The 14,049-nt window shown below is 49.4% G+C and carries 10 protein-coding genes; 5 read left to right on the top strand and 5 right to left on the bottom strand.

What is annotated here, in order from left to right; all coding sequences use genetic code 11:
• Positions 1–36 precede the first annotated feature (36 nt).
• The 5 genes from PKOR_RS00250 (at position 37) to PKOR_RS00230 (ending at position 5,007) form a co-directional block, all read left to right on the top strand.
• Positions 37–1,179, top strand: coding sequence for a CgeB family protein (locus PKOR_RS00250; RefSeq protein ID WP_046308572.1), 1,143 nt, complete (start codon positions 37–39; stop codon positions 1,177–1,179).
• Entirely contained in the window at positions 1,169–2,275 is a 1,107-nt protein-coding gene (locus tag PKOR_RS00245) for a CgeB family protein (protein ID WP_046308571.1), read from the top strand. Before PKOR_RS00250 ends, PKOR_RS00245 begins: the two co-directional genes overlap by 11 nt.
• The gene (locus PKOR_RS00240; RefSeq protein WP_046308570.1) at positions 2,272–3,381 is read left to right on the top strand and encodes a CgeB family protein; all 1,110 of its coding nucleotides are present in this window, start codon (positions 2,272–2,274) and stop codon (positions 3,379–3,381) included. The genes PKOR_RS00245 and PKOR_RS00240 overlap by 4 nt, the downstream gene beginning before the upstream one ends.
• Before the next feature lie 152 nt (positions 3,382–3,533).
• Positions 3,534–4,355: a TIGR04290 family methyltransferase gene (locus PKOR_RS00235; RefSeq protein ID WP_046308569.1), complete on the top strand. Its 822-nt coding sequence runs from the start codon at positions 3,534–3,536 to the stop codon at positions 4,353–4,355.
• Positions 4,356–4,440: 85 nt separating this feature from the next.
• A complete protein-coding gene (locus PKOR_RS00230; protein WP_046308568.1) occupies positions 4,441–5,007 on the top strand; it encodes an NUDIX hydrolase in 567 nt (188 codons plus the stop codon).
• A 564-nt stretch (positions 5,008–5,571) separates the two neighbouring features.
• Here PKOR_RS00230 and PKOR_RS00225 read toward each other — a convergent pair.
• The 5 genes from PKOR_RS00225 to PKOR_RS00205 form a co-directional block, all read right to left on the bottom strand.
• Complete coding sequence (locus tag PKOR_RS00225) at positions 5,572–7,140, bottom strand: NFACT RNA binding domain-containing protein (RefSeq protein ID WP_046308567.1); 1,569 nt, start codon at positions 7,138–7,140, stop codon at positions 5,572–5,574.
• 105 nt (positions 7,141–7,245) lie between these two features.
• Positions 7,246–8,007 (bottom strand): MBL fold metallo-hydrolase, encoded by a 762-nt coding sequence (locus PKOR_RS00220; protein WP_046308566.1) that lies wholly within the window; start codon positions 8,005–8,007, stop codon positions 7,246–7,248.
• Positions 8,004–8,279 carry a hypothetical protein gene (locus tag PKOR_RS00215; RefSeq protein WP_046308565.1) on the bottom strand — a complete coding sequence of 92 codons (276 nt, stop codon included), beginning with the start codon at positions 8,277–8,279 and terminating at the stop codon, positions 8,004–8,006. Before PKOR_RS00215 ends, PKOR_RS00220 begins: the two co-directional genes overlap by 4 nt.
• A gap of 2 nt (positions 8,280–8,281) precedes the next feature.
• Positions 8,282–8,662 (bottom strand): response regulator, encoded by a 381-nt coding sequence (locus PKOR_RS00210; protein ID WP_046308564.1) that lies wholly within the window; start codon positions 8,660–8,662, stop codon positions 8,282–8,284.
• A gap of 3 nt (positions 8,663–8,665) precedes the next feature.
• Entirely contained in the window at positions 8,666–13,888 is a 5,223-nt protein-coding gene (locus PKOR_RS00205; RefSeq protein ID WP_052738634.1) for a PAS domain S-box protein, read from the bottom strand.
• Positions 13,889–14,049 lie beyond the last annotated feature (161 nt).

The following is a 14,049-nucleotide window of genomic DNA, read 5'->3' as shown; positions in this document are numbered from 1 at the left end:
GACCTTAAACACATAAACCCACTCACAGATCACACTATGAACATCACCCTTTTCTACCACTCCATACTTTCTGACTGGAACCACGGCAACGCACACTTTCTGCGTGGCATTGTGCGTGAGCTTGAGGAGCGGGGACATCAGGTACAGGTATTCGAGCCGGAAAACGGTTGGAGCCTCCAGAACCTGGTAGAAGGTTATGGCAAGGAGAAACTAGACGAGCTACAAGCTTACTACCCGGGCATCAGCACTAATTTTTACACTTTGAAAAGTATAAACCTGGATGAGGTGCTGGCCAATGCTGACCTTGTGCTGGTACATGAGTGGAACGAGCACGAACTGGTGAAGCGCATTGGTGCGCATCGTGCCAATGGCGGTAAGTATAAACTACTGTTCCACGATACGCATCACCGTGCCGTAACAGAGCGTGAAAGCATGGCCAAGTATGAGCTGACACATTATGATGGTGTGCTGGCGTTCGGGCAGAAGATCCGTGATTTGTACTTGCAGGAAGGCTGGACCCGGAAAGCCTGGACCTGGCACGAAGCCGCGGACACATCTGTTTTCTATCCCCACGAGCGAAAGGATTTTGAAGGTGACCTGGTTTGGATTGGAAACTGGGGAGATGAGGAGCGTACTGCTGAACTGCATGAGTTCCTGATCAATCCGGTAAAGGAGCTGGGCCTGAAAGCTAAAATCTACGGCGTCCGCTACCCGGAACATGCCCGCAAAGCCCTGGCCGATGCTGGCATCGAGTATGGCGGCTGGCTGCCAAACTATAAAGCCGCGGGGGAGTTTGCAAAGTATAAAGTAACCGTGCATGTGCCACGCAGGCCTTACGTAGAGGCACTGCCGGGTATCCCAACCATCCGCCCGTTTGAGGCTATGGCATGTGGCATACCGCTAATTTCTTCTCCTTGGGATGATGCCGAAAACTTGTTCACACCGGGAGAAGACTTCCTGGTGGCCCGCAACGGCGAGGAAATGAAGGCACACCTGCAAACGATCATCAATCAACCCGAAAAAGCAAAAGAAGTGGCCGCGCGAGGCCTCGAAACCATTCGCAACCGCCATACCTGTGCCCACCGGGTAAATGAGCTGGAGAAAGTGTGCCAGGAGTTGGGTATAACCGAGTCAAAAATCTATCTCACCCAAAAAGAGCAAATCCTGAATGAAGAATAAGAAGTTAAACATCGCCTTTTTCGGCTCTAGCCTTGTTTCTGCCTACTGGAATGGTGCCGCTACCTACTACAGAGGTATTGTGCGGGCCCTGAGTGAGCGTGGTCACCATGTTACGTTCTATGAGCCTGATGCCTACGACCGCCAGCAAAACCGTGACATGGAAGACCCGGATTGGGCAACAGTAGTCGTATATGAGGCCACTGAGGAGGCTGCTTATAAATGTCTGGAAGCGGCTGCCAGTGCTGACATGGTGGTAAAAGCCAGCGGCGTGGGTGTGTTTGATGAACTGCTGGAGCGCGAGGTGCTCAAGCTTCAGACCGAAGAACGCCTGGTGGTGTTTTGGGATGTAGATGCCCCGGCTACCCTGGATCGTGTACACCATAACCCGGATGATGAGTTCCTGCAGTTGATCCCGCAGTATGATATGGTGCTGACCTATGGCGGCGGAGACCCTGTAGTAACTGCCTATGAAGCGCTTGGAGCTAAAAAGTGCGTGCCCATCTATAATGCACTGGATACTGCCACCCACTTTCCCGTGGAACCTGACCCACGCTTCGCCTGTGATTTAGCCTTCTTGGGCAACCGCCTGCCAGACCGTGAGGCGCGGGTGGATGAGTTTTTCCTCAAGCCTGCCGCACTGGAACTAAATAAGAAGTTCATTATCGGGGGCAGCGGCTGGGGCGATAAGCAGATGACCGACAACGTGCACTACGTGGGGCACGTGTACACCAAAGATCATAACGCGTTTAACTCTACTCCGAAAGCAGTGCTTAACATAAGCCGTGAGAGTATGGCTCGCTACGGTTTTTCGCCGGCTACACGTGTTTTTGAGGCTGCCGGAGCCGGAGCTTGCATCATTACAGATTACTGGGAAGGCATCGATTTCTTCTTTGAGCCGGGTAAAGAAATACTTGTTGCCAAGGATGGAGCTCAAGTAGCAGAAATAATGGCCAATTTATCTGCAGAAAAGGCAAAAGTAATCGGAGAAGCTGCGTATAAGAAAGTATTGGCTGCGCACACTTACCATCACCGCGCAGAGCAACTTGAAAAACTTCTATACGCAAAAGTAAAATTTACAAACGAAGCATTGGCATGAATATCGTCATTCTAGGCTTATCCATCACCTCCAGTTGGGGCAACGGCCACGCCACCACCTTCAGAGGCTTGGTAAGAGAGCTTAATAACCAGGGCCACTATATTACCTTTTTAGAACGCGATGTGCCTTGGTACGCTGGTAACCGCGATCTACCTAATCCTGAATACTGCCAGACAGAGCTATATAACTCACTGGAAGACCTTAAAAACCGCTTTACAGAAGAGGTGCGCGAGGCCGATATGGTGATAGTTGGTTCCTATGTGCCTGAGGGTGTGCAGGTAGGGGAGTGGGTGGTGAAAGCTGCCCGAGGCATCAAAGCTTTCTACGACATTGATACTCCGGTAACACTGGCTAAACTGGAACGAGCGGATTACGAATACCTACACCCTAACCTAATACCAACGTACGACCTGTACTTGTCCTTTACCGGAGGCCCAACGCTGGACCTGCTGGAGCAAAAGTATGGCTCGCCTAAAGCACGTCCATTGTACTGTTCCTTCGATCCTACCCTCTATTACCCAGAGTTGGTAGAGGCGAAGTGGGACCTGGGTTATCTTGGCACTTACTCTGATGACCGCCAGCCACCGTTGGACAAACTGATGCTGGAGGCAGCTCGCCAGTGGCCGGACGGAAGATTTGTAGTGGCTGGTCCGCAATATCCTGCAAGTATAAAGTGGCCTAAAAACGTGCAGCATATTCACCATCTGCCACCCCTCGATCACCGTAGTTTCTATAACAGCCAGCGCTTCACCATGAACATCACCCGCGCTGATATGATCAAAGCGGGATATGCGCCAAGCGTGCGCCTGTTTGAAGCTGCCGCATGCAGCACACCTATCATTTCGGATTACTGGGAAGGCCTGGATACCTTCTTCCAGCCGGGAACTGAAATCCTTATCGCCCGCGACACTAAGGACACTTTGAGATACATGCGCGAAATCTGTAAGTCAGAGCGCAAGCTGATAGGGGAACGCGCCCGCAAGAAAGTGATGGCAAGGCATACGGCTGCGCATCGTGCAAAAGAGTTGGTAAGCTATGCTGAGGAGCTGATGACGGTTCAAAAACCATTCGCATCCAGCCCGGCCAGCGTAAGCCAGGCTTTATAAAATTAAGGAAGACAGCTCAAAACTTGTTAACTGCCGCCTCCGGTGTATTTCCGGGGGCGGCAGTTTTGTATAACTGTATCAATAGCAGCTGCACCTGCGTAAGCCCTGTTATATATCGATAAACTCACTCAAACCCTCATTCATACTATACTATGACGGAGATAGAAGCCCTGGCGCCCTGGTTCCATAACCTCCACCTGCCAAATGGAGAGCAAACTGCACCCAATCACTTTTTAGGGGATTTTCCCAAGTTCAAGTGGCTGGAACTGGAGCCGTATATTCCCGAGGACCTGTCGGGTTGGGAGGTGCTGGATATTGGCTGTAACGCTGGTTTCTATAGTATAGAGCTGGCCAGAAGAGGAGCCAATGTACTCGGTATAGATGTGGACCCACATTACCTGCGACAAGCAGCATGGGCGGCAAAGCAGTTCGGGCTGGAGGATAAGATTGAGCTCAAGCAGATGCAGGTTTACGATGTGGCCCGCCTCGACCGTCAGTTCGACCTGATCTGGTACATGGGCGTGCTCTACCACCTGCGCTACCCGCTGCTGTCTTTGGATATCCTATCGCAGAAATGTCGCCGCCAGATGGTCTTCCAGACCCTTACCATGCCCGGCAATGAGGCTGCTGACACACCGGAGGATTTTGGCATCAACGATCGCAAACGCATGCTGGACGACAGCTGGCCTAAAATGGCCTTTATCGAAAAGCGCATGGCTGGCGATATTACCAACTGGTGGGCACCTAACCATGCTGCCATCGAGGCTATGATGCGCTCCTGCGGCTTTAGAGTAAAAGATCGTCCGGGGCACGAGCTGTACATTCTGGAAGTAGACGAGCAGCTCAAGAAGGACCAGCAGTGGAACCTGTCGGAGTATCTGTCTGCCACGGGGCAGGACTGGACAGAAGCTGTGCAGCAAAAAGTGGAAAACAAAAATACCTACATGGTCGGCCAAAACGGCAAACACGATTAGGTAGCGTAGAAGTGTTTATGGTATTTTTACGCTAGCCATGCCCCGGGCATGGTTTTTTTACGCTGATCAAGTATAACCTGTAAATATGTCAACTAATCATAACAACACACCACAGCCCTGGAAGATACTAAAGTCAGACATGGTGGTGGATGAAAAATGGTACAAATTACGCCGGGATGAGGTAGAGTTGCCTAATGGCTTGGTGATGGATGACTACTATGTGAGCGTTCGACCGAATGTGGCGCTGGTATTCCCCGTGACGGAGGATAACCAGGTGATTTTTGTGCGCCAGTACAAGCATGCGGCCGGCAGTATCTTTATAGAATTGCCTGGTGGTGTGATAGATGAACACGAAGTAGAACCACTGGAAGCTGCTAAGCGCGAACTGTTAGAAGAAACAGGCTATACTTCTGATGAAGTAGAACCGCTGCTGGAGGTTATAGACAACCCAACAAAGGACACCAACAAAATCTACTACTTCCTGGCCCGAAACGTGCATCAGGTAGCCGAGCAGGATCTGGATGTGAGTGAAAATATTGAGGTGCTGAAGGTGCCGCTGGAAGAAGTGGAAAACATGATCCTGAGCGGTAAGGTTAATGTGGCTGGCTCCATAGCCCTAAGCCTACTGGCGCTGCGAAAGCTAGGTGCTTAGGTACTGTGTGCATTTAGTCCGGTACTGAATAGTGCCGGATCTAATTACCACTTGCCTCATAACAGTGCTTGAAGTATGAAGCTTCCGTTATCGCCTGTTTAAGGGGAGAGGTACTGTAGTGCCACTTCTAAAGTAGAAGCGCTGTATTTTTAGCTGTTCAGAAGAACCCACCCCTAACTGCTCCGAGGAGGTGAATTTTCAGGATCGATAAACACCCCCGCCTTCAAAGGGGGAGTTAGCATGGGCTATCGAACCTAACCCAAGGACGAGCCCTGGCGGGCTTGAGCGCACTAAAGCAAGAGGTGGAACGGGCAAGTTGTGAAGCCGTGGATGAACAGACGCTAGTAAGAATAGCTTGGCCCAGGTTGTGAAAAGCTGCGGTGGTGAAAGTATAGCCTAAGTATAAAGTAAAGCTTTTACGGATCTGGAGACCCGCAGCAGAGAGGTTCTAGACATGCATGTCCGAAACAGCAATCTCTGAGCCAATCGAGTTACAAACGCGGTATTGTTAGGTAGAATACAAGTCTGGGGAAGCTTGTCCTAAAAACAACAAATCTAAAAAACCTATACTTTAGCAAAAGGATTCTCCGGCTTTACCAGCAACACCTTCTCACGTTCAACCACCACAGAGCCAGGAGGAGAGCCTTTGGGTTTACGCACCCACTTTTTAGGGGTGTAAATAACAGGGCACAGTGAGTCGGTTTTACGCTTGCTATAATAGGCAGCCAGTTGTGCTGCTTTCTCCAAAACTGTATTAGGTATAGTTTTACCTGCCTGGTGTTTGATGATCACGTGAGAGCCGGACACATCTTTAGCGTGTAGCCAAAGGTCTTCTTTGTAAGTATGGCGCTGCGTAAGTTGGTCGTTATTCTGCGCACTTTTACCCACCAGTATTTTAAAGCCTTCGCTCTCGAACACCCTGAACGGAATCTGCTGCTGCTCTTGCTGTTTGGTGCCAAGTAGATGATTGTACGCTCGCAGGAAAGCCTTTAACTGTTTATAATTCTCCGCCTCAGCCAGTGCCTGTAACGCATCCTCCAGTACGATAAGCTCCTCCAGCTTGCGCTCCACCTTCTCCTCCAGTTGCTTTACCTCCACATGCTGGTTTTTAGCCTTACGATAGAGCCGCTCAGCAAACTTCTGTGGCGTTTCGTTTTGCTTTAGCTTATAGGAGCGGGTTTGGTCGGTATAGAAATCATAAAGTTTAACCTCTGTTGCGCGGGGCGGAATATTGGTGAGGTTGGCCATAATCACATCTGCCGTTTGGGAGTAGGAACGGTCGTGGCGAAGCTCCTGCAGCTTTTGCCCACTCTGCTCCATAACAGTTTGTGTTACCTGCCTCTTACGCTCCAGCTGTTGTTTGGCCTGTTCATACTGTCGCTCAAAACCTGTCTCAGATAAGTATAGGCGGGTATACTGGTCTGCTGCATCTAGGGGGCTAGCATAAGTATAAAGCACTTCGCCCAAAGGCAATAGCGACAGCCGTAACCTACCCTGCAGGCGGATGATGTAGTATGCCTTGGGTGCCTCCAGCACATCTAGCATATCTTGTACCAGCTCCCATTTCTGCTCTAGGCTAGCTTGGCTATAGCCAAGCTCCTCTAAGTATAAAACAGGAATCTCACCGAATGTAGGATACACCTTACGCAGATTACCTTGTGCAGCCTCGAAAGCAGCATAGTTCTGCTGCAAGGGGCGGTCCATCTGCCGTGGGTTCAACTCGGCATCGGCGCCAAACTTATTTTGGAATAGCTCTACAGCCTCCTGGCCCTGATACAAAATGATATTGGAGCGGTTACCGAACAGTTTGAAGAGCAGGAGGTAACCACCTGAAAGCTTCAGGTAAAAGCTGCGTTCGTTCTGATGCTGCACCATATCTTCAACAGTTTGCCCCTGCATGTCCTGCATCAGCTCTACGCTGTTGGCACGCGCCCTCCTAAACTCGGCAGGGAAGGATAGAGAAGTAAACTGTGAGCTTAACTGCGCCCTGATGTATAGTTGCTCTGCCTCACGGGCAAAGCCAAGTACCAGCTCGTCCTTGTTCTGGCTAAAAGCAGTAACAGCCTGCATTCCCACCAGTTTGGGGCGTAGCGCTTGAGAGAGTTGCCGTAAAAAGTAAAAGTTGAGATGCATGGTTGTGGAGTAAAAAAATACAAAGGATGCTCTACTTGATAAACGTTCTATGGCGAACCAACAAAGAGCATATGTCCTTTGTTAGGTAGCCTTTTATCTCAAAAGCTATACTTCTATCTGAAGGCCATCGTAGCCGAGCCTGATGAAGTCAGGCAGTTGAAGTTCTACCTCGCGGTGCAGCCCCATCAAGTGGCTGATGTGGGTAAGGTATGCCTGCTCTGGCTGCAGCTCCTCTAACAAGGCAACAGCCTCTTTTAGCGAGAAGTGAGAAATATGCGGTTCGTGGCGAAGGGCATCTAGGACGATTACCTTAGAGCCACGTACTTTTTCTTTCTCTGGTTCTGAAATAAAGTTGGCGTCTGTGATGTAGGTAAAGTCGCCGATGCGGTAGCCTAGTACAGGTAGCTTATAATGCATCACCCGGATAGGAATAAACGGCACACCCTCCACCTTGAAAGGCTCATCTGTAATAGGGTGCAACTTCACTTGCGGAATACCAGGGTACTTGTAGTCGGAGAAGATGTAGGAGAACTCGCGCTTTAGCTGCTCCAGCACACGCTCTTCGCCGTACAGGGGCATGTCTTTATGCTGGGTGAAGTTATACGCGCGGATATCATCAAGGCCAGCGGTGTGATCTTTATGCTCGTGCGTAAACACCAGGGCGTCGAGCGTTTTGATTCGCTCACGCAGTACCTGCTGCCGGAAGTCGGGGCCAGAGTCGATGATGATACTCTTGCCATCGACCTGAAGGTGCACCGACACGCGCAGGCGCCGATCACGATAGTCTACAGAACGGCAAACCTCGCAAGTGCACCCAATAACTGGTACGCCTTGCGAGGTGCCTGTGCCTAGTAATGTTATCTTCAATTGGCGTTCTCTTCGTTTCGAATTTCCAGATAAAGCTGTCTGGTTTTATCGCTCAGGCGGCTTTCATCTACAGAAATGGTGCGAAGAATATCGTAAAGGCAGTTAATCTTTCCTTCAAGACTATAGTACTTGTTTACTACAGCCACCTTCATGTCCTTTAGCACACAGTAGCCGGCTTTAAAATTGCCTTTCTCATAGCGCAGCACAAAATCCGACTCTGCAAAAATATCCTCCAACTTGTTTAAAAATGGCCGCGTGTACTTAAGCTGCATTTTTACTTTACGGTATACTTCTTAACTGTTTCTACCAACATATCAAAATCCAGAGGCTTAGGCAGATAGTCGTTAATGCCAACAGCCTTGAAATCTTCCATGCTGTAGTTGTTGGCGTTGCCAGTTACAGCAATAATCGGGATGTTAGCGATCTCAGGGTCTTTGCTAGCGCGAATTTCTTTGGTGCAGTCCATACCGTTTTTCACCGGGATGTTCAGGTCCATCAAGATAGCGTCGATCTTGTTACCCTCTACCTGCTTGATCACCTCGCCGCCGTTCTTGGCTGTCAGGATCTTGTAGTTCTGCAGTTCCAGGATCTTCTTCGTTAGGTTCAGGATCACAGAGCTATCCTCAGCGATCAAAATAGTCTTGCTTTCTGCCATTTTCTAACTGAATATAATGTCCTTGTAAGTTTTTTTATAGTTGTCGTACTGCGTCTGCAATTTGGAGAAGTTTTGGCTAACATGCTCCAGATTGTCGTGTTTAATATCGTGCTCTAACTGTTTGGCCAGTTCTGCAAGGGGATTAATGCCTAGCGTGAAACCCGTACCTTTAAGTTGATGCAATGTACTTAAAATACCTTTGTAATGTTGTACATCCAGTTCTTTTTTGGCCTCTTCGATCAATCCAGCGGCTTCTTCCTCAAACTCGGTATATAATTGCTTGGTAAAATCCTCTCCGCCTATCTGCTTTAGCTGCTCGACTACCTCGATATCAATAATAGGAGTATCATCGCTTGCATCAGAAGTGGCATCCTCGGGTACTTCAGTTGCTGTCCAACTGTTACTTTCCCACTTGCTGATGACAGCGTGCAGGTCGGTACTCTTTACCGGCTTGGAAACATAATCGTCCATGCCCTGGCTCATAAACCTGGCGGCATCTTCTTTCATAGAATAAGCCGTCATGGCAATAACCGGTGGGCAGTCTGCACCAAGTTTTTCTTTTATATGGCCGGTTGCTGTAACACCATCCATTTCCGGCATCTGGATATCCATAAAGATGATATCGTACTTGTTGCTGGTAGCAAACTCTATAGCCTCAAAGCCATTGGATGCAATGTCGGTGATACAACCCAGACGCTCCAGCTGTTTCTGGGCAACCTTCTGGTTGATCTGGTTGTCGTCTACAAGCAGAACGTAGGGCGTATACTTGAGCGTCTCTACCTCCTGGTGCTGTTGCTGCTGGCGAAGCTGTTGCTCCTCTACTTCTGCGGTGCTGGCAACACGTACTGTAATGTTGAACCAGAACACGCTGCCATCTCCTATAGCTGAGTCAACCCCGATATCGCCACCCAACAGCTGGGTTAGCTGCTTTGAAATAGCTAGGCCCAGGCCTGTTCCACCAAAGGTTTTGGTAGAGGAGTTATCCAACTGCGTAAAGTCTGTAAACAGCAATTGCTGGTCTTCTGGCGAGATACCTATACCCGAGTCCTTTACCCGCACATGCAGTTTATAATGCTGCTTATCGAGCTGCTCTGCACTAACATTGATACTAACATCGCCGGCATTGGTAAACTTGATGGCGTTGGATGTAAGGTTAGACAGTACCTGCAGTAGCCTTGTCTCATCGGTAACTATGTGGCGCGGCACATTTGGCTGAATAGTATAGGTAAACCTGAGGTCTTTTTGCTGTGCCCGGTTTGCAAACAGCGAGTGAATCTTATCCAGCGTTTCGTGCAGGTCCACTCCGCTCTCATGAATCACCAGCTTGCCAGCCTGAATCTTGCTCAAATCCAAGATGTCATTCAGGATGGCCAGCAAGGCATCAGACGATTTGCGGAGTGTGTCAATATACTCGCTCTGCTCCGGATCGGTATTGATCTGGCTCATCAGGTCAATCATACCTATGATGCCGTTCATGGGAGTACGCAACTCGTGGCTCATGTTAGCCAGGAACTGTGTTTTTACCTTCAGCAGGTTTTCAGCCTCTTCCTTGGCTCGCAATAGGGCAATCTGGGTACGCTTGAGTTCTGATACATCGCGGCCCACACCTTCTATCGCTACAGCCTGGCCTTGCTCATTGTATACAAGCCTGGCATCGAGTACAACTGTTTTACGCGTGCCATCTTTGCAGACCATCTCCACCTCGATATCCCGCACACTTTGCTCTTCCACTACCAGTTGGCGTATTTCTCTCTGGCTTTCCGGATCTGTATAGAATATTCCGGCGGGGCCTCCCAGTACCTCGTGTTCCTCATAGCCAAGCAGCTGCTTGATGGAAGGGCTGATGATAGTGACAATGCCTTCCATGTTAACCCGGTAGTACACGTCCTGGAAAGACTCAAAGATGCTGCGGAACTTCTCTTCGTTCTCTGCCAGCGCCAACTGCGATTTCTTTTTATCTGTGATATCGAGCGCGATGCCAGACACCTCTTCAAAAGTACCATCCTCCAGGTAAATTGGGTTAAGGTATACTTCGCGCCAGGTCTGCGAGTCGTTTAACTCAATCTCGAAGTGCTGTGGCTGACCGGCAAAAGCCTGCTTATACTTATCTTCCCAGAAAGCATAGCTGTTCTCATGTACCATAGACCCATCGTTGAGGTGAGTGTATGGCTCCAGTGCCTGGCCATTGCGTTCCTCGAATGCCTGTGCAAAATTGCGGTTAAACGAAGTGAGCTCATAATCTCGGTTTAGCGACCACATGTGGTGCGAACCAGACTCAAAGATAGCGTTAAGCCTTGCATTCTGCGTATTTATCTGCTCCTCGTTGCGCTTACGCTCAATGGCAAGTGCCACCTGGTTAGAGATAAAGTGCAGAATCTCTATATCGGTGCTGACATAGGCTTCAGGGTTCTGGTAATCCTGCAGGGTGATGACACCGATGATACGCTCGCCAATAGCCAGCGGAGAGCAAAGTATCACCTCTGGTACCGCTCCAAAGATGCTGAATTTCTCGCGGCTCGCCAGCTCCAGAAGCTCCTGCTTCTGCATGTACAGTGGCTTGCCGGTCTCGATGATATATTCCGACAGCCCGACAGAGAACGGGCGCTTTATCTGCGCTTTGGAAGACTTATCTACAAACTGATCTACCAGGTATACAAAGTTCAGGAACTTATGATCGTTGTCGCAGAGGGCAATATAGATATTGCGTGTCTCGATGATCTTGCTCAGTTCCCGGTGTATGGCCGAGTACAGGGAGTTTAGGTCCTTGCTGCTGATGGCCAGGTTGGCGATACTATAATATACTTTCTGTAAGCGCTCTGCCTTGATACGGTCAGTGATATCGTGCAGGATAGCGCGTGTAGCTACCGGACGATCATCCTGCCAGCTGCAGGTTATACTTCCGATCAGGTGCACCGGCTTGCCTGCTTTTGTCAGGAACACCGTTTCGATCTTGTTCACATTCTCGCCCTTGTACAGGTTGCGCAACTGGTAAATCAGCTTTGCCTTGTAGTAAGGGTGCACAATATCGTTGAGTGTCAGTGACTCAATATCGTGATCAGTGTAACCAAGTCGATCTTTCCAGGCTTTATTAACAAAGATAAACTTGTTGTCTACCGATATATTCTGGATAAGGTCGTGCGCATTATCAAAAAGGTCCTGCAGGCGTATCTTGTTGTCCTTCAGCGCCTCCATGGCAACACGCTTGTCGGTCATGTCCTTGCCAACGCTGGTGACACCGGTTAACTGCCCCTCAGTGTTGTACTCGAACATGCAGTTCCAGCGGATAGTCTTCAGCTGACCGGACTTGGTAATGACATCGCGCTCATAGTAAGAACTGAGTTGCTTCGTCTCCAGGGACTTCTTGAATTCCTGCAGGCGCTGGGCGCGCTCCGGCTTTGGTACCAGCGTCTCGTAAAAGTTCTTGCCAATCAGCTCCTCGGCCGTGTACTCCACATACTTCAAAAAGTAATCATTGGCAAAGGCTATATTACCGTCTGTATCAAGGCTGTAGTACACCAGGTTTACTTTGTCCAGGAAGCTACGGAACTGGTTCATCGACTCACGCAACACCTCTTCGCGCCGCTTTGTGAGCTGAGCGGTTTTTCGCTGGGTAACATCACGCTTGAAGGCCTGTATATAAGCCTCTCCGTCAAGTATGAGTCGGTTAACGGTTATCTCAGAATCGAACGGGGTGCCATCTTTGCGCAGGTTCTTCCACTCAAAAGTTACAGTACGCCCTGTCTCCAGCACCTGGCGCATGATGCGTTCTGTTTTCTGTACGGAACTTTCACCGTCTGGCTGAAATTCAGGGGAGTAATGCCTGGGCGATTTGCCGATCAGGTCCTCGCGGGTGCAACGGAAAAACTCAATGGCCTTGTCGTTGCAGTCTACCACTACTCCGTCTTTAAAAAGAAGGATAGCATCATAAGAAGACTCGAACAGCAGTTTATACTTGTCTTCGTTCTGAATTAACTGCTGCTGCAGCCTGTGGCGATCTATATAGTTGCCAATGGCAGTACCAATAAAGTCCAGTAGCGAAACGAACGACTGTGTCATGCGTGGCTCGCTATTGGGCCAGATAAGTATTAGGGCCAGTACTTTGTTACTGGTGGTAATTGGCACGATAGTGAGCGAGCGATGCAGCGTCCTTTGCAGCTGATCCTGCAACACCACCACAGCTCTTCGCTTGTTTGCTGTTTTTAGTTGCTCAAGCTGTTCTTCATCCAGCTCTAGCTCATCAGGCAGAACAGGCTCGCCTACCTCACCGGCTGAGTAGGAAAGTTTGGCCTTGTTATCGAAAGGATTAAACGTGTAGACGCAACCGCCATTCACGTCGCTCTTAGCCAACAGCTCATCCAGCGTGTTATGCAATACTTCGTGTTGGCTATCAGAAGAGGTAAGGTTGGTGATAAGCTGGTTGACGAACTCGAGCTGGTGATTTCGGAACCGTACTTCCTGTTCTGTTTCAATCAGCTCGTTCAGGTTCTTAACAGAGCCATACAGAATATCCTCTGTCTTGAATCTCCCCTTTTGTAGTGTGATTTCAACAGGAAGTAAGTTATGCTCATCTTCATGCAGCCACCACTCAAACTTCTGGCGTCCATCCTGAAACGCCTGCTGTAATTGCCGCTTTAGGGCCACCCGCTCAAACAGGTTCAGCTTAAAGGCACGGAAGATAGATTTGCCTGTGAGCAGGTCCTTGCTTTGCTTTACCAGGTCAAGTGCTGCACGGTTGATGTCTATAAAGTTACCATCGCAGTCCAGGAGGAACATCGGCTCAGAGTTATCCTCAAACACATCGTGGTAGCTGTCACCGTCGTAAGGTAACAGCGCAGTGGCCTGCCCAACATTAGCCAGCTCCATACACACAAATGTGTCTCCCTGGAAGTGCACCATGCGGCAGCTGTAAGTATAGGAGCTGCAGGTGGCCTCATTGTTATCCTCCACAAAGCCTGTTAGCTTGCGCTCATGCCGCAGCTCCTCCATCATTTCGGTAAAGCGCTCATGTGAAATACCTAATAAGCTACGCAGGTTGCGTGAGGCATTAAAATCGGAGCTGGAAGGTGTGTAGTTACTGGTCTGAGCATTAGCAGCAAGTACCAAACCAGTAGGCAGGGCCACAACAACGCCATGCGATGGCTTTGCTAACTGCACCAATACCTGCAACAGGGCAGAGGCCGATTGTACTAGGTTATCGTCAGGTTGCCGGTTAACGGAATAAGGCATATAGGTATCTAAAGTATAAAAGCAGGCAAGTTGCAACGAGGCAGAAGCAATAGCCTATGCTTATTTTATAAATAAAGCGATAATTTAGCAAAAAAATGCTTAGCAGGCTATGGTCGGCTAAGGTAAGCAAAGGGTGCCGGTTTAACGGTATTTGTGTGCTT

This window comes from Pontibacter korlensis (assembly GCF_000973725.1).
GTDB classification, from domain to species: domain Bacteria; phylum Bacteroidota; class Bacteroidia; order Cytophagales; family Hymenobacteraceae; genus Pontibacter; species Pontibacter korlensis.
Note: the sequence above shows the minus strand (reverse complement) of the source record. Positions and strands in the feature narration are given on the sequence as shown.